The 16,115-nt window shown below is 68.9% G+C and carries 17 protein-coding genes; 12 read left to right on the forward strand and 5 right to left on the reverse strand.

The genetic code is table 11. The annotated features are described in order from the left end of the window. Positions 1-29 precede the first annotated feature (29 nt). From ACFSOX_RS15615 to ACFSOX_RS15625, 3 genes are all read right to left on the reverse strand, one after another. Complete coding sequence (locus ACFSOX_RS15615; RefSeq protein WP_378478739.1) at positions 30-2,060, reverse strand: hypothetical protein; 2,031 nt, start codon at positions 2,058-2,060, stop codon at positions 30-32. Between the two features lie 669 nt (positions 2,061-2,729). Then, a complete protein-coding gene (gene recA / locus ACFSOX_RS15620) occupies positions 2,730-3,812 on the reverse strand; it encodes a recombinase RecA (protein WP_378478740.1) in 1,083 nt (360 codons plus the stop codon). A gap of 391 nt (positions 3,813-4,203) precedes the next feature. Further along, a complete protein-coding gene (locus tag ACFSOX_RS15625) occupies positions 4,204-4,734 on the reverse strand; it encodes a helix-turn-helix domain-containing protein (RefSeq protein WP_378478741.1) in 531 nt (176 codons plus the stop codon). Between the two features lie 277 nt (positions 4,735-5,011). Here ACFSOX_RS15625 and ACFSOX_RS15630 point away from each other — a divergent pair, with 277 nt between their 5' ends. From ACFSOX_RS15630 to ACFSOX_RS15655, 6 genes are read left to right on the forward strand one after another with little or no spacing between them, the layout of a single operon-like run. Continuing rightward, positions 5,012-7,030 (forward strand): helix-turn-helix domain-containing protein, encoded by a 2,019-nt coding sequence (locus ACFSOX_RS15630; protein WP_378478742.1) that lies wholly within the window; start codon positions 5,012-5,014, stop codon positions 7,028-7,030. Continuing rightward, positions 7,027-7,764 carry an AAA family ATPase gene (locus tag ACFSOX_RS15635; protein WP_378478743.1) on the forward strand — a complete coding sequence of 246 codons (738 nt, stop codon included), beginning with the start codon at positions 7,027-7,029 and terminating at the stop codon, positions 7,762-7,764. The genes ACFSOX_RS15630 and ACFSOX_RS15635 overlap by 4 nt, the downstream gene beginning before the upstream one ends. Positions 7,765-7,823: 59 nt before the next feature. Beyond that, entirely contained in the window at positions 7,824-8,159 is a 336-nt protein-coding gene (locus tag ACFSOX_RS15640; RefSeq protein WP_378478744.1) for a hypothetical protein, read from the forward strand. After that, on the forward strand, positions 8,156-8,581 hold the full coding sequence (locus tag ACFSOX_RS15645; RefSeq protein WP_378478745.1) for a hypothetical protein: 426 nt from the start codon (positions 8,156-8,158) through the stop codon (positions 8,579-8,581). The genes ACFSOX_RS15640 and ACFSOX_RS15645 overlap by 4 nt, the downstream gene beginning before the upstream one ends. A gap of 2 nt (positions 8,582-8,583) precedes the next feature. After that, on the forward strand, positions 8,584-8,880 hold the full coding sequence (locus tag ACFSOX_RS15650) for a hypothetical protein (protein ID WP_378478746.1): 297 nt from the start codon (positions 8,584-8,586) through the stop codon (positions 8,878-8,880). After that, positions 8,880-9,305, forward strand: coding sequence for a regulatory protein GemA (locus tag ACFSOX_RS15655; RefSeq protein WP_378478782.1), 426 nt, complete (start codon positions 8,880-8,882; stop codon positions 9,303-9,305). The genes ACFSOX_RS15650 and ACFSOX_RS15655 overlap by 1 nt, the downstream gene beginning before the upstream one ends. A 236-nt stretch (positions 9,306-9,541) precedes the next feature. On the opposite strand, the gene ACFSOX_RS15660 is transcribed toward ACFSOX_RS15655, so the two are convergent. Beyond that, on the reverse strand, positions 9,542-9,820 hold the full coding sequence (locus ACFSOX_RS15660) for a hypothetical protein (RefSeq protein ID WP_378478747.1): 279 nt from the start codon (positions 9,818-9,820) through the stop codon (positions 9,542-9,544). A gap of 200 nt (positions 9,821-10,020) precedes the next feature. Between ACFSOX_RS15660 and ACFSOX_RS15665 the strand changes: the two genes are divergently transcribed. The 6 genes from ACFSOX_RS15665 to ACFSOX_RS15690 all read left to right on the forward strand — a co-directional run bounded on the left by ACFSOX_RS15665 (position 10,021) and on the right by ACFSOX_RS15690 (position 15,315). Next, the gene (locus ACFSOX_RS15665; RefSeq protein ID WP_378478748.1) at positions 10,021-10,986 is read left to right on the forward strand and encodes a capsid protein; all 966 of its coding nucleotides are present in this window, start codon (positions 10,021-10,023) and stop codon (positions 10,984-10,986) included. A gap of 8 nt (positions 10,987-10,994) precedes the next feature. Further along, positions 10,995-11,396, forward strand: coding sequence for a hypothetical protein (locus ACFSOX_RS15670; RefSeq protein ID WP_378478749.1), 402 nt, complete (start codon positions 10,995-10,997; stop codon positions 11,394-11,396). Continuing rightward, positions 11,393-12,001: a phage protease gene (locus tag ACFSOX_RS15675; RefSeq protein WP_378478750.1), complete on the forward strand. Its 609-nt coding sequence runs from the start codon at positions 11,393-11,395 to the stop codon at positions 11,999-12,001. The genes ACFSOX_RS15670 and ACFSOX_RS15675 overlap by 4 nt, the downstream gene beginning before the upstream one ends. A 206-nt stretch (positions 12,002-12,207) precedes the next feature. Next, the gene (locus ACFSOX_RS15680; RefSeq protein ID WP_378478751.1) at positions 12,208-14,091 is read left to right on the forward strand and encodes a phage tail tape measure protein; all 1,884 of its coding nucleotides are present in this window, start codon (positions 12,208-12,210) and stop codon (positions 14,089-14,091) included. Positions 14,092-14,109: 18 nt separating this feature from the next. Continuing rightward, the gene (locus ACFSOX_RS15685; protein WP_378478752.1) at positions 14,110-14,517 is read left to right on the forward strand and encodes a hypothetical protein; all 408 of its coding nucleotides are present in this window, start codon (positions 14,110-14,112) and stop codon (positions 14,515-14,517) included. 258 nt (positions 14,518-14,775) lie between these two features. Next, on the forward strand, positions 14,776-15,315 hold the full coding sequence (locus ACFSOX_RS15690) for a hypothetical protein (RefSeq protein ID WP_378478753.1): 540 nt from the start codon (positions 14,776-14,778) through the stop codon (positions 15,313-15,315). 61 nt (positions 15,316-15,376) lie between these two features. On the opposite strand, the gene ACFSOX_RS15695 is transcribed toward ACFSOX_RS15690, so the two are convergent. Beyond that, entirely contained in the window at positions 15,377-15,829 is a 453-nt protein-coding gene (locus ACFSOX_RS15695) for a hypothetical protein (RefSeq protein WP_378478754.1), read from the reverse strand. Positions 15,830-16,115: the final 286 nt, after the last annotated feature.

Consider the following 16,115-nt stretch of genomic DNA (forward strand, 5'->3'; position numbering starts at 1 on the left):
TCGGCACGGGCCGGGGCGAAGGTCTTTCCTCACCGCCGCTCCCACACCGACACGGTCGCCGAGAAGGCCGGCACGGCGACGCGTCCGCGCGGCACGTACCGGGTCTGCGTCGCCAGGGCGTCGATGGCGCCGGCGAAGCCCGGCTCCTTCATGTGGAGGGCCGACATCGGGATATCGGCGACGAGCAGGCGATCGGCCGGGGTGGTCGCGAGCCAGCCGGCGACCTCGCGGGCCACCGCCTCGCGCGACGATCCGCTCGTCATCCATGGGGTGGTGACCGGCACGGCGCAGCGGCAAACGACGCGCAGGGCCCAGGCGAAGAAGGGCGTGCGGCCCGTGCTCGAGACCACGCCGATCGTGCGGGCGCCGACGAGCTCCGGCAAGAGCGGGGTCACCAGCGCGAGCGTGGACGGGCTGGTCTCCCGGATGGCGACGGCGCGCGCCGCCGCCGACGGCGGCCCGGGCAGCGTCACGGCGGCGACCAGGGCGCCGGCCGACACGGCGGTTCCGGCGACCATCGCGCCGGCCGGCCAGCGGCGCGCCAGGGCGGCGACCAGGACACCGGCGCCGACGCCCGCCCCGACCCACCAGGCGAACAGCCAGGAGGCGAGGAAGCGGGCCTGATGATGCGGATGGACGATCACGCCGGCCGTGCCCACCAGAGCGAGGGCGATCACGGCGCGCCCCCCGGGCGGCCAGCGCCGCTTGAAGACGAGCGCGGTCGCGAACAGCACCAGCGTCGCGACCGCGACGGTGGGGGTCGCGTGAAACCCGTCGGCCGCCGCGGTCGCGTAGAAGCGCGCGGTGCTCAACGGCTCGAAGGTGGCGTCGGCCGGCCCGTTCGCCGGACTGACGAACCACAGGAAGCCGGGCAGGCGCTTGGGGATCAGGAACGACACGGCGACCGGCAGGACGTGCCAGGCGAGGATCGCCCGGCCCGGCACGCCGAGCGCCGAGGCCAGGCGATCGCGGTGCCGCCGCCACGCCACGACGGCGCGGGCGAACAGGAGCGCATAGGCGACGGTGACGAGGTTTTCGGGAGGATAGAGCGACACGGGCCGACCGAACAGGTCGAGGCTGGTCGGCCCCCGGCGATAGATCACGGCCACCAGCACGGCGACGCCGAGCGCGGCGATCAGCAGTGGGTCGGTCGAAAGGCGCGTGACGACGCGGCCGGGGCGCAGCGCGCGGACCGGCCCGACGGCCGCGCGGGCGCGGCGGACGAGCCCGACGCCGGACTCGATCGCCACCGTGACGACGAGGCTCGCGACCACCAGGCCCCAATAGTTGCCCTTGTGGAAGAACAGCACCGTGAGGACGAGGCCGAGCATGCGCCAGCGCCGGACGGCCTCGCCGACCCCGCTCTCGGTGCCGCTCTCGGTCCCGGCGTCGGTGCCGGTGCCGTGGTGGCGCGGCGTCTCCATGGCGCGCAGAAAGCAGAGGAGCGTCAGCGCCGACAAGGCGGCGCCGAGCGTCTCCAGCATCACGTCCGACCCCAAGAGCGCGAAGGCCGGGGCCGACAGCGCGAGCGCACCGGCGACCGCGGCGGCGACCGCTCCGGCCGGCCCGGCCGACGGCGATCCGGCGCCGGGCGGCACGGCGCCGGACGGCGCCCCGGGAGACGTCTCGACCAGGCGACGCGCCAGCACGGCGGTCAGCACGACCGTCAGGATCCAGCCGAGCAGCGCCGGCACGATCGCGAGGCGCAGGTCCGGGCCGCCGGGGAGCATCACGGCGGCGAGCAAGAGCCCGTTGACGGGCGGCCACACGACGGATCGGGACAGATGCGAGACGAAGCCGCCGAGGTCGCCGGTGCGCAGCGCCAGGGCGAGATCGAGGCCAAAGCCGAAATGGCCGTCGCGGTCGTGGTGAACATCGGTCCACAGCGTCTCGGGCGCCCACCAGTAGGCCCGGAGCATGGCGGCGGCGAGGGCGAGAGCGAGGGCCGCGACGACGAGGACGGCCAGCCGGCCGGCCCAACGCGGTGCCGGCGTGGCGGGGGCGGCGGACGGCGGGCGCGACGACGATCGTGCCGCGGTGAAAGGCAGATCGCCGAGCACGGCGGGCGACGCGCCGGGCGGAGCGAAAGCCGCCGATGCGGACGGGGCGTGCGCTGCGGCCGATGCGGCCGATGCGGCAGGCGCGGCCGGCGCGGCCCGGACGGGCGAGGCGCAAGCCGTGGATCGTTCGCCCGCACCGGCCGAGGCGCCTGGTGCTCGGGCGAGCCGCGCCGGAGCGAGCGGAGGAGCCGGCTGAGGAGATCGCGGCCGCGACGGCCGGTGAGACGATATCGGCATCGCGTCGGACTAGCCGAGCGGTGACGCGCCGGCAATCGGACTTTCACGACGAACCGGCACGCGCGCCGACCGCTCGCGTGTCGGAGCGGGGCGCATGCCGGGGTACGTCGCGGGGTTTCGACACAGGGGCCGAACCGGGGCGCGAAGCAGGATCAGAAGCAGGGACCGAACGTCTCCGCCCCGCACGATCGCGAAATCGCCGGGCGGAGACGTCCGCTGGCCATCCCACCACGGAGGCTCAGCTCTCGAAACACGGCGCCGGACCCACGGCGCTCGCAACCAAACGTTCCGACGAGGGCGTCCGAAAAGGCTCGAACGAACGCCCTCGAAGCGCTGCGAAGCGCGCTCCGTCCCCGGGGAGGGAGCGCGCTTCGATGATCTCGTCGCGGCCGGCGCCGCACCGGGCGGCACCGCTCACCGCCGCCGCGGTGCCTACTCCTCGGCCCCCTCGTCGTCGTCCTCCTCGGGCTCGCCGGCGAGGATCTGCTCGGCGATCAGGCCGGCGTTCTGGCGCACCGCCTGCTCGATCTTGGCGGCGACGTCGGGATTGTTGCGCAGGAACGTCTTGGCGTTCTCGCGACCCTGGCCGATGCGGGTCGAGTCGTAGGAGAACCAGGCGCCCGACTTCTCGACGATCCCGGCCTTGACGCCGAGGTCGATGATCTCGCCGAGCTTGGACACGCCCTCGCCGTACATGATGTCGAACTCGACCTGCTTGAACGGCGGCGCGAGCTTGTTCTTCACCACCTTGACGCGGGTCTGGTTGCCGATGACCTCCTCGCGCTCCTTGATGGCGCCGATGCGCCGGATGTCGAGGCGCACCGAGGCGTAGAACTTGAGCGCGTTGCCGCCCGTCGTGGTCTCGGGCGAGCCGTACATCACGCCGATCTTCATGCGGATCTGGTTGATGAAGATCACCATGGTGTTGGAGCGGCTGATCGACGCCGTGAGCTTGCGCAGCGCCTGGCTCATCAACCGGGCCTGCATGCCGGGCTGGGCGTCGCCCATGTCGCCCTCGAGCTCGGCGCGCGGCACCAGGGCGGCGACCGAATCGACCACCAGCACGTCGACGGCGCCGGAGCGCACCAGCGTGTCGGCGATCTCCAGCGCCTGCTCGCCGGCGTCCGGCTGCGAGATCAGGAGGTCGTCGAGATTGACGCCGAGCTTGCGGGCATAGACCGGGTCGAGCGCGTGCTCGGCGTCGACGAAGGCGCAGATGCCGCCCTTCTTCTGCGCCTCGGCGACGGTGTGGAGAGCGAGCGTCGTCTTGCCCGAGGATTCGGGGCCGAAGATCTCCACCACGCGGCCGCGCGGCAGCCCGCCGACGCCCAGCGCGATGTCGAGGCCGAGCGAGCCGGTCGACACCGTCTCCACCTCGAGCGGCTTGGTCGACTTGCCGAGCCGCATGATCGAGCCCTTGCCGAAAGCGCGCTCGATCTGGGTGAGCGCGGCATCGAGGGCCTTGGTCTTGTCCATGGAGGTATTCTCAACGACTCGCAGGGGGGCCGACGCCATCAACGCCTCCTCTATGCCCGGGATTCGGAGGGCCGACAACGCAGGCCGCGCCTCCATGATCTAGACCGTACATCATCTGTTCTCAGTTCGCAATATGTTCTCTTTTCGTCCGTCATTCGGGCTCGCGATGGAAGCGAAAACGCTCTTTGTCCGCGCGTGAAACAATTATTTGTCCGCGGCAGATCAACCAAGCTACTGATATTCCAGCGGTTCCGTTGTCATAATAGGATCCTCACTTGGTCACCCTGGATTGTGGCAGGATGACGGCGGACACAGAATGTCTGCAAACACCCTAAGTCATTCGGCGCGCTAACAAAAAAGAGGGCATAGAGAGGAACCATCGCCGCCGAATCGATCGCGCGGCGGGGAGGTGGGGAACCGAGTGGGGAACTCAGTCCCGCGGAAAGAGGCCCGCACGAGCAAGCCGCTCGTTGTCGGCGTCGCCAGGGGAAATGCTGCCTTTGCCGAGCCATGCCTGTTCGGTGCGGATATCTAGGTACTTCTCGCGCACGTACTCGGCCAAGAAGATCAAAATTGTCCCGCGAAGAGACCGTGCAGCATCGCCCGGCGAATGCACCTCCTCGCCAATCGACCTCACTGTGACCTTACGGTTTTGATCAATATGCAGGAGTGACGTGACCTCTTCGCCTAACACGTCCTCAAGAGCACCCTTCAATGAAATAGAATCGAGATCAAGCCCACCAAAGAGAAGAAGATCGGCCTCAATGCAAAGAACATCGCAGCATTTTACTATAAATGCGATCGGCAACGACACCTTTCCAGTCAAATAGTTTTGCACGGTTCTATACGGCAACCCGCTCTTTTCGCTCAACTCCCGGATCGTTACATCACGACGCTTCATCAAAACACGGATGCGCTCGGCAACCCGCTGATCCGACGTGTCTCGATCCGGCTTGAACATGCTTGACCATGCACACGATCGTGTGCATTCTCCGCTTCATGATGCACCAAATCATGTACAAGCCCAAGCTCGCCGTCGTCGGCTCACCCGAGCTGTACAATATGGTGAGGGCGGCTTTCGTATCTCGCGGCACCTCGTTGAACGCGTGGTGTAAAGCAAATGGGCATAACCGGCAAACGGTCGAGCGCGCACTGAAAGGAGAAAGGTTCAACCCGCGATCTCTTGAGCTTCGCAGCAAAATAGTTGATGAATTATTCTGTTCGGAGAGCAATGCGTGATGGCTTACATCACGTCGAGACAGCTTTCCGAGGTCGCTGGGGTAACGCAGCGCGCGTGTAAGAAAGCACTACGGGCCGCGCTCAACTTCGGAACACCCTGGCGCGAAGCGCACCTGTCTGTCCGATTCTGTCATGGGGCGAAAGGCGGAGGTCGCTCTGGGGCTTCTTACGAAGTTCTTCTCTCATCTCTGCCGGTCGATATCCAACAGGCTTGGAAGGCCCTTCAAACCCGCTCCAAAGCCTCGTCTGCGCCCGCCCTTCGTGACGATCGGCCCGGCCTCGCGTCGTACCGGCTGCACCTGATTCAGCCCGCCCTGGTCCATCCTCCCCGAAGCAGGGAGCGGGCCGCGGCGGTCCGGACGATCGCCGAGACGACGCGCATCGGGCCGGACGGCCAGCCGCTCCCGCAGTCCCTTTCCACCAAGACGGTCCAGCGGTGGATCGCCGCCTATGAAGCGCAGGGCGTCGCCGGCCTGATGCCGCGCGCTCGGCGCGACAAGGGCGAGCGCCGGGTGGTGATCTCTCAGGCGTGGTTCGCCAAGGCGCGCGCGTACCTCCACTCCGTAGCCGTCGCCCGGATCGACGACGAGCTGCGGGCCTATGTCCGATCGATGCACGCTGCGGGTGAGACACCCGGGCGCATTCTGTTCCGCACCGGCATGAAGCTCCGGGAGCTGTCGGCCGCCGCCGGCATGCCGGTCGACGAGATGAACAAGGCGGTGTTCTCGGTGCCGCGGGTCTACGTGGTCAACGAGCGGCTGTGGCGCAAGATCGCGACGCGCGACCGCGATGCCAAGGCGTGGCACGACTTGCGGCCGTCGATGATCCGGAAGCTCGCCGAGCGGCCGACCGAGTTCGACATCGACGCGATGCACTTCGACCACACGGTCCGGCGCCCGGACGGCACCGTGGCGTATCCGAAGGCGATCGTGGCGATGTGCCGTGCGACGCACCGGCTGTTTGTCGTGCCGTTCCTGCTCGACCAGCGCGAAGGTCTTCGTCAGCAGCACGTCGCGCTCTTCATCGAAGCACTGCTCGACCAATGGGGCACCCCGGACCGTTTGACGATCGACAACGGCGGCGAGTTCGGAGCGGTGCCCGATCTCTCCGACCTCCTGCAGATCGTCTCACAGGTCCATTCCGCGAACGGCCGCCGGCCGGTGATCCACGCCCAGCCCTACAATGCGCGGGCCAAGGTGGTCGAGAACGGCATCGGCGTGCTGCAACGGGTGTGGCTCGCCGGCCTGCCCGGCCACGTCGGAAACAACCGGATCAACAAGAAGACGCAGAAGGTCGGCCGCCCGACCACGCCTTTCCCGGGCAGCTTCGACCTCTTCTGTGACATCGTCCAGATGCGGGTGCGCGAGTACAACGCAGCCCCGCAGCGCGGCAAGCTCAAGGGGCGCTCGCCGGACGAAGCCTACCAAGCGCACATCGATGCCGGGTTCATGATCGCCAAGGTGGACCGCGCGTCACTGATGCTCGCCTTCTCGACTCGCGACGAGGCTTCGGTCGGCAAGTTCGGCATCAAGGTCAACGGCCAATACTGGACGTGCAAGGAACTTCGCTACCGCTCCGGCGAGAAGATCGGTGTTCTCAAGGGGCGCTTCCACGACTGGCCGCTGGTTCCCCTGTTCGATCTCAACGACGAGCGCACGATCATCGGCTACGCCGAGCCGAACAAAGAGGCAGACGGCAACGATCCGGCGAACGCCCGAAAGCAGAAGCAGGGCGAGCGCTCGTTCAACGCGCGGCCTCGCGAGCTGGCCAAGGTCGCACGACCGGCCGACCTGATCGCCGACACGAAGGAGTCTGCCGCCGCGCTGCCGCCGGCCGTCGAGGCGCCAGTGTCCGGGATCATCGTGCCGAACCCGCAAGCCGGCGAGATCATCGCCGAGATGGTCAAGTCCCCCCGTGAACGGCGCTCCAGTCAAGCCCGGAAGGCTCAGGCCGAGCACAAGCGCGAGGTGGAGAAGTCCGCGAAGTTCACCCGTCTGCTCCTCGGAGGAAAGACATGATCGAGGTTCCGTACGTTGAAATCTCCACTGCCCGATTGATCCGCGAGCGAATCGAGCTGGCCCGCGCCACAGGCGAGAATGTCGCCATCACGGGCGCGGCCGGCGTCGGAAAGACGTGGGCCTTGGAGAACTACGTCGCATCGACGCGCAAGGCGTATTTCTTCAGCGTCTCTGCCGCGCTCGGAAAGTCCGCGGGCGCTCTGTTCGGCCTGATCTGCGAAGAGATCGGATACTCGAAGGAGGTCAGCCCGGCCGCGACGCTCCGGTGGATCAGGTCGCATTTTCACAACTATTGTTACGACCACCAAGCGGTCCTGATCTTCGACGAGGCTCAGAACATCAAGCTCGCGACGCTCCGCGACCTCCTCACCATCACCGATGAGCGTCAGTCCGGCGTCACCATTGTTTTTTCGGGGAACGAACACGTCCTGAAGGTGGTCAACGCTGCCAAGCATGGGTTCGAGCAGATCGGCCGCCGCATCCAGTTCCGGCTCAACGTCAACTGCATCACGCACGAGGACGCCGATCTCGTCGCCGGAGCGTTCGGCGTGACCGACAAGGCGAGCCTCCGGATGCTCCGGGAGATCGGAGACGGCGCGCACATCGCGGGTGTCGTCACGGTTCTCAAGCTCGCTCACCAGCTCGCGGGCGAAGGCAGCGCGATCGAGACCAGCCACATCCGCAGCGCCATCGAGCTTTTCCCGCAATACCAGTCGACCCTCTGTGGCGCGTAACCCCGCCCGCCTTCTGTACCTCACCGCGTTCCCTTCACCTCTTCGACCGAGTCTCTGCAATGACTGATCCGAACGTTTTTGCCCTCGACATCGACCGGCTCCGGCCGGAACAGGTTCCGTTGGTCGCCGGCATGTCCCTCGAACACGCCGTCGGAGCTGTGCAGCACCACCGCAGCTTCAACGAGATGGCAGGGCAGTATGCCAAAGCCGTCGCCAGCCATCTTCCGCCGGAGAACGAGGGACTGACGGTCCAGAAGGCGAACGAGCTGAAGGTCGCGATCGTCAACCTCGCCAACCTCCTGGATGCGTATAACCAGATCGTGGAAGAGGGTTTCATGAAGTTCGCTTCCGAGCTGTCGATCGCGGTGGCCGAGACGGGGGAGACGAAGCAATGAACGCCACAGCCCCCAAGAGGCCACTCGCCGAGCAGATGCCGTTCCAGCACCGCATGTCGGCGGAGGAGACCGTGGCGGCGCTGAGGACCGACGCCATGGAAGCCGCCGAGAAGCGGCACGCGGCCGAGATCGCCGCGCACCTGAAGCGTACCTACGGGGTCGACCGGCCCCGCGAGACAGCCGAGCGGGTCCAGTGGGAGCTTCTCGCCCTCACGACCTTCGCGCATGCCGCCCATGTCGCGCACCAACAGCGGGAGCCCGGAAAGGACGACCCCCTCGGGGGCTACGACTGGGAACCGATGATGGTGGCGATCCTGCCCCGCATGAAGAGGCTGATCGACAAGTCGTTCTTCGTCATCGACGCCTTGCCGGTGGGCGACGAGGGCGAAGCGGCCGACCGGCCGGCGCAGAGGCGGGCCTGACCATGCGGACCGCGAGGGACGAACGCGAGGGCGAAGAGCGCCGCGACGAGCTGCGGGAGCTGAGGGACCAGATCTTGGCCATGTCCGCCTTCGCGGCGCTCGCCTACGAGGTCGGACGCCGGGACGAGGTCATCGACCGGCTTCCGCAATCCGTTCATTGGGCGGCTCGCAGCGAGTGGGCTCCGCTCGCCGCGGCCTGCATGCGGATGATCTCGGAGACGGCGGACGGGATGACGACGCTCATCGAGCATCCGGACCCCGACGGCGTCGCCGGGGCCGCGGCGGAGGGCACGCCGTGATGACGCGCGAGCAGCTCGCCCTGGTCGGCATGGTCAAGAAGCACCTCGCCAAGACGCAGGGCTGGGACGAGGACATGTACCGGCTGATGCTGCGCCAGCTCGGCGGGGTCGACAGCGCGAAGGATCTGGACGAGACGGGCTTCGCCCAGATCATGGAGTATGCCGCCTCCTGGGGGTTCCGCTCCGACTGGCGGGAGCGGACTTTCGGGCGGCGGCCCGGCATGGCGACGCCGCGGCAGGTCGACCTGATCCGCGACCTGTGGCGGGAGTTCAAGGGGGCCGACGACGATGCCGGCCTCGACCGGTGGCTCGACCGCAGCTTCGGCGTCTCGGCGCTGCGGTTCGCCACCCCGGAGGTCGCCGCCAAGGCGATCAACGGCCTCAAGGCGATGAACAAGCGCAAGGCCGCGAAGGCTGCGGGATAGGTGCGGCGACCGGGGGGGCGTGACGTCCCCGCGCCCACGAAGGGCGGGTCCACATGGCTCGGCGCCGCGGGGCCAGGATACAGCAGAGGGCGGGATCCTGCGAGGATCCCGCCCTCGCCATTCGAGGGGCAGGATCGGCCGGATCTGCCCGAGCCGCCAGGAAGCCCGTAGAGCACCGCGGACGGCCTGCCGCCACCACCCCCGCCCCCTCCCCCGTTTCGCTTTCAATACCCCCTTCAACGCCGGACCTCGGGGCAGTCCGGAGGCGCATCCTCGCCCGCGGGGTCGTCAGGCTCCGGTTTTCGCCCCGACCGGGGCGGCGGCGCCCCGCCGAGCCGCCAGCGCCGGGGGCGCTCGCCACGGGCCGCCTGCTCGGCGCGCAGCCGCTCGAAATCGGCGCGGTCCTCGTCGCCGAGGAGCTCGATCGAGCCGTCGATCGCGCCCTCTGGCGGCTCACCCGAGAATTCGTATACGATGACCTGGTCTTTTCCGGGTGGCTTCGAAGCGCCGTTCATGGCCCGCCTCCTGTGATGCTGACACCTGTCAGCGACCCCTGTCACCTAACAGCATTGCATAGTGGATCGCAGAGCGCCGAGAGCGCCGACGAAAGCCTGTGCCGTGTCCGTCGAGGTTGGCTCCGAGGCGGAAGAGCGGCACCCGAGGCGGGCGCCATGCCGCGGCGCCCGCCTCCCCTTCCCTCACGCGCGAGACCACGATGGCCCCGAACCGTCCCTTTACCGTCGACCCGGCTCTCACCGCCGTCGCGGTCGGCTACCGCAACCCGGACTACACGCTGATCGCGTCGCAGGTGCTGCCCTACGTCCCCGTGCCGGAGGAGCGGTTCAAGTACACGGTCTATCCGATCAGCGAGAGCTTCAACGTCCCCGAGGATCTGCAGGTCGGCCGCATGGGGCAGGTCACTCGGGTGGAGTTCACGGCCGAGCAGGCGACCGCCGAGGTGGACGACTGGGGCGTCGACAACATCGTCCCGCAGACGGACATCGACGCGGCGGCGCGGCAGCGCGCGGCCGGCACCGGCAACTACGATCCGCGCGCCCGCGCCGTGGAAGGGCTCACGGACATGATCGACCTCGCCCACGAGGTCCGGACCGCCCGGCTGGTGTTCAATGCGGCGAGCTATGCGGCGGGCCGCAAGGTCACGCTGTCCGGCACGTCGCGGCTCTCCGACTACACCAATAGCGACCCGTTCGGCGTCTTCGACGCTGCGATGAGCGGCACGCTGGTGTTCAAGCCCAACACGGCCGTGTTCGGCAACGATGCGTGGTCGAAGATCCGCGCGCACCCCCACTTGGTCAACGCGATCCGCGGCACCCTGATGAACAAGGGCCGCATCACGCCGGAAGAGTTCGCCACGCTGTTCGGCCTGCGCAAGGTGCTGATCGGCGAGGGGTGGATCAACGTCGCCCGGAAGGGCCACGATCCGATCCTGACGAACGTGTGGGGCAAGCACGCGGCTTTCCTGCACCTCTCCACTTCTCCGACCACCGAACGGACCGTGACGTTCGGCTACACGGCGCGGCTCGGCACGCGCCTGTCCGGCAGCTATCAGGACTCCAGCATCGGTCTGAAGGGCGCGACGATCATCCGCGTCGGTGAGCAGGCCAAGGAGCTGATCATCGCGCCGGACGTCGGCTACTTCATCGAAAACATCGTCGCCTGAGCGGTGCGATGGCCGACCCACGCCTTCCTGGAATTCTGGCAGAGATCGCCGAGGTGGCCGGCGTCGATACCGCGCTGGCGATCGCGAAGGCGAAAGGCGGCCGCCGGGCCTCGTTTCCGGTACAAGCCGACGACGATCATTGGCTGGTGAAGACCGTGGGCCGGGAGGCGGCCGATGCGATCTGCAAGCACTTCAGGATCATGTCGGCAAGCGGCAGGTTGAGCAGCTGCTTCAGCGACGTACCAATTCCGAAGGGATACACGGCCATCATCGCCGTCGCGCGCGCCCGGCTCGAAGAGGCGCTGGCGGAGGGCAAGTCGGCGTCCGAAGCCGCGAGGATCTCCGGCATGACGGAGCGGACCGTCTTTCGCGCACGCGCCCGATTGTCAGGACGGACGAAATCCAAATGAGCCGCTCGCCTCTGTCAGCTCCGAACCTCGCCCTCGGCGTCGTGACGCTCGACGTGGCCACGGCCGGCATACCACCCGCGTGGGTGAAGGTCGCGCCGCGCGGCCCGGTGACGACGCGCGACGGACGAGCTTATCAGTTCGACCCGGAGGCGCTCGCCGCCCGCTTCGCAGCGGACGGCATCGATATCCCGGTCGACCTCGATCACGCCATCGCTCGCAAGACGCTGTTCGGAGAACGCGCCGATGCGGTCGGGTGGGTGAAGGAGCTGCAGGCCCGCGCGGACGGTCTCTACGCCCGCGTGGAGTGGCTGGCCGCAGCGACCGCCGCGCTCGCCGCACGGACCCATCGGTTCATCAGCCCCACCTTCAAGCACGACGACAAGGGCACGGCGACGTGGCTGCACTCGATCGCGCTCGTCGCCGCGCCCGCCCTGTCCATGCCGGCGCTCGCCGCCGCGATCGGCGGCACGGCACCGGCGCCGCGAGACCCGGTGATGCTGGCCGCGGCGGCCCGTGACTTCCAGACCTCCGAAGCGGCAGCGGGGCGGCCGATCTGCTTCGCCGATGCCGTCGTGGCTCTGTGCGGTGGAAGCATCGATCCATGAGCACGCTCGACGTCTCGCTCCGGCTCAAGCTGGTCAATCTGCTCTCGGGCGAAGCCGCGAAGGCGGCGAAGGATCTCTCCGGCATCAAGACGGCCGCGAAGGGAATCGAGGGCTCGATCGGCGCCGCCAAGCTCACGCGCGATCTGCGCGAGGTGTCGACCGCATCGGGGCAGGCACGGACGAACATCACGGCCGTGCGCGCCGCCGTGGCCGGGCTCGGCAACCTCTCCGGTCCGGAGCGGCTCAAGCGGTCGCTCCTGGACACGGCGGCAGCCGCGGCCAAGGCTGGCCGCGAGCTTTCCGGCGCGCAGATCGCGTCGGCGCGCGCCGCGGCCGGCGGGCTTCCCGGCGGGCTGTCGACGCGCAGGATCGCGGGCAGCATCGGCGCCTACGCGACCGGCCGGCGCTTCGTGCAAGGCTACGCGGACATGGCCGCGTTCGATCGTCAGATGACACGCATCGGCATCACGGCCGACGCGACCGCCGAGCAGCTCGCCGAGGCGCGCAAGAAGGTCCACGACCTCGCGTTCGAATTCGGCCTCGCGCAATCGGAGGCCGTGAAGGGTGTCGATGCCCTGGTGACGCAGGGCCTCAGCCTTCCGGAGGCGCTCGCGCAACTGCGGCCCGTTCTCGCTGCGACGCAGGCAAGCGGTGCAGCCGCCGACGACATGGCGAAGAGCGGCGGCGCACTGACGACCAACCTCAAGGTGAAGATCACCGAGCTGGAACGCGCCTTCGATATCCTCGCCTATGCCGGCAAGAAGGGGCAATTCGAGCTGAAGGACATGGCGCAGTACCTGCCGACGCTCGCCGCGTCCTGGTCGAATGCCGGTCAGGCGGGGATCGACAAGCTTGCCGACCTCGCAGCCGGGCTGCAGATCATTCGCAAGCAGACCGGCTCGTCGGAACAGGCGTTCAACGGCATGCGCGACCTGCTCGCGAAGCTGTACACGCCCGAGGTGCAGAAGAACTTCAAGAAGGCGGGTGTCGACCTCGAGGGGGGTCTGAAGGCGGGACTGAAGGCCGGCAAGCCCCTCCTCGACGTCGTGGTCGAACTGGTGGAGAAGGTCACCAAGGGCGACCTCGCCCAACTCCCGAAGTTCTTCGGCGAGATCGATTCGCGTCAGGCTGTGAGCGCGCTCGTCAACTTGAAGGCGGAGTTCCGATCGCTGCGCGCCGAGATCAAGCGCTCGTCGCTCGGCACCATCGCGAGCGACCTTCCGCCGGTCATCAACGACACCGAGTCCAGCATCAAGCGGCTCTCGGATTCCTGGTCCGGATTCTGGCGGAGTGCCGCCCGGGTGGTCGACAGCGCGGGGGCGAGCACGGCACTCGCCAAGATCACGGCCGGCGCGAATGCCGCCGCCGACGCGCTCGACCGTCACAACGCTCCGGGCGGCCGGGCCGCCATGGCCGAGGAATTCGGCACCAACCAGAAACGCGGTCAGCTCGACGCACGGATCCGGGAGCTTGAAGAGAAGCTCCGGCAGCGCGAGACGGCCGTGCGGGATGCCGCCACGGCGCCGCTGGCGTCGTTCCCGGGCCGGGTCCAGAGCGGGGCGAAGGCGCAGGCCGACCGGCGGGCCGCCGACGTGAGCACCGATGCCGAGGTCAAGCGGCTGCGGGAGAAGCTCAACGAGCTGATCCAGGAGCGGCAGAACCTCTTGGGCGGCGCCAAGCCGGTGATCACCGACAAGGATCTCAAGCCGGCCCGCGACCAGATCGCGCGCGACAAGGCCCGCGACCGCTACTTCGACCTGTACCCGACGCTCCGGGGGAACCGGGCGGCACCGGCGTCGATGATGCCGCCCGTGCAGCCGCTCGATGCCGTCCCGCTCCGGTCGCTGGACGACGTGAAGCGCAAGGCGTCCGATGCCGGCCAGGCGCTCGACCAGCTCGGCAGCAAGTCGGTGGCGCCGAACGTCGATGTGGCCGCCCTCAAAGAAGCGTTGGAGGTCGCCCGTGCGCTCAAGTCGACGCTGCAACAGATCGGCAGCATGACGGTCTCGCCGAAGGTCGGAATGCCGAACACCAAGGCGTCGTTCGGCCGGCTCGGCGACAGCACGGGCGCCCTATTCGATCGGGCGTAAAAGGGCAGGGAGAAACCCTTGAACGAGCCGGAGCGGAAGACGATCGCGGGTATCGAGGTGGTCACCATTCCGGTGGACCTCTATGCCGAGCTGCTCGACTGCCGCCGCCAGCTCGCCGAGTTAAAGGCGGCCTCGAATGCCGGCTTGAATGCCGTTCGAACGGCTTTCGAGGTCGCGCCGAGGTCGCGTCTCGCCCGGGACCCGGAGGTCGCCGCCTTCGTCGCCGGGCAGCTCGGCAAGGCGACAGTCCCGGAGATCGAACGGCAGTGCCTCGCGCGGTTCGGCAAGCGCCGGGCGCCCAACCGGAAGGCGATCTACCGCCACCAGTACCTTCTCCGGCGCCTCGTAACCCTGCGAAGCCTCGGCTGGTCCCGCCAAGCGCCGCCGGCCGGGTGGTCGCGCGGCCCGGACCCGCCTCCGGGCTGATCCGGTCCGGCCGCCCGGCGCCGACCGGGAGCGCCGTTCCGTTTCACGAGGTGCCGAAAAGCGTCAACAAGTTTCACCAGAAAACGGTTCTGCACGGGTAATCCCACAGACACCGAGCACTGGCGACGGACACAGAACGGATTCACTGCCAGCGAGCTGGAAGCGCCGGCTGGAGGCCCTCTCGGGCGGGTCGGCTGCTGGCATCGGGCATCGGGCGTGCTATGCGGCACCCGAAGCCATTCCACGCAGGTGCCCGCGATGATGCTGCGCTTCTCTTCGATCGTGCCGCGGCTTTGGGCGACGGTCCTCGTCCGCGCCGGCGTCGTCCGCGCCGGCGCAGCCCTCATCGGCGCAGCCCTCTTGGCGACCTCGCTCGGCGCCGCCGACCTGCCGGGTCCGGACGACATCGTGGCGCCGGCGCCGACCGCGACCCCGGCCCCGGCCCGGGACGACAGCGGCTCGGCAAGCGATGCCGCGGCGGCGGACGCGGCCCTGGAGGCCGAGCGGGCCGCCGTGCAGGCGTTCGGGGTGAAGAACCCGGCCTGTCTCGCCTGGGGCGACGGCTGCGTGACCTGCCTGAAGGGCGAGGACGGCAAGGCGGTGTGTGCGAATCCCGGTCCCGCCTGCCTGCCGCGCGCGACCGCCTGCACGCGGGTTCGCGACCTGCCGGCCGAGCCGACGCGGAAGAGCGCCACACCCGAGGGCTCCGGTCCGACGGAGGCCGCGCCGACGAATGCCGCGCCGACGGAGGCCCGTCCGCAGGACGCGCCTCCGGCGCCGCCGACACCCCGGCCGTGAGGTTCGGCGGCGAAATCCGGCGGCGAAATCCGGATGTGAGATCCGGCCGTGACCGCGGACCCTACTTGCCGCAGTTCCACACCGGACCGATCGGCGTGTCGGTCCAGCACGGGCCGAAGCCGCCGCCGTTCCACCGGCCCTGATAGAAGCGGGCGCCGCCCCAGCCGTAGACCCACTGCCAGCCGCCCGGGGTGAGATAGCGCCGCCCCGGCCCGTAGGGGCGCGCGATCCAGGCGTCGCGCGAGCGGTAGGGGCTCGTGTCCTGCGGCGGCTCGTAGCCGGGCAGGAAGCCGTAGCCGCCGCGCGAGCGCCGCACCGTGACCTTGGTCCGCGACTTGACGGCCCCGGCGGCAGGCGCGGAGGTCGCCGCCGCCTTGGCGCCGGGCCGAGCGGCGGGAGCGGCCACGGGAGCCGGAGCCGCCGCCGGCCCGGCCGGCGCGGCCGGAAGCGCGGTCGGCCGGCCGGCTGCGGCGACGAGCAGGGTGACAGCGAGAATCGGAGAGATCGGGCGCATGGCGATCCTTCTGCCGGGCAAGCGCGGCGCAAAAGCGGCGCCCTCACCCTACTCCGGCCCGACGCCCGCCTGAAGGGTCGCGCGCGCCCCCGCAACGTTCCGACACCAAACGCGGAGAACGAATCATAACCACCGCGTCGGCGCCATTGGCCGTGCGGCATCACCGTGAGGAGCACCCGGCGCGGTCGTGGGCCGCCGCGTCGAGCGCGAGCGCGAGGCGCGTCCGTCGGCTCAGATGGTCGTCGTCCGTGCTCGCCCGTGGCGGGTCGCTTCGGACACGACCCCG

The sequence above is a fragment of the Rhodoplanes azumiensis genome, from assembly GCF_042682915.1.
Classification (GTDB): domain Bacteria; phylum Pseudomonadota; class Alphaproteobacteria; order Rhizobiales; family Xanthobacteraceae; genus Rhodoplanes; species Rhodoplanes azumiensis.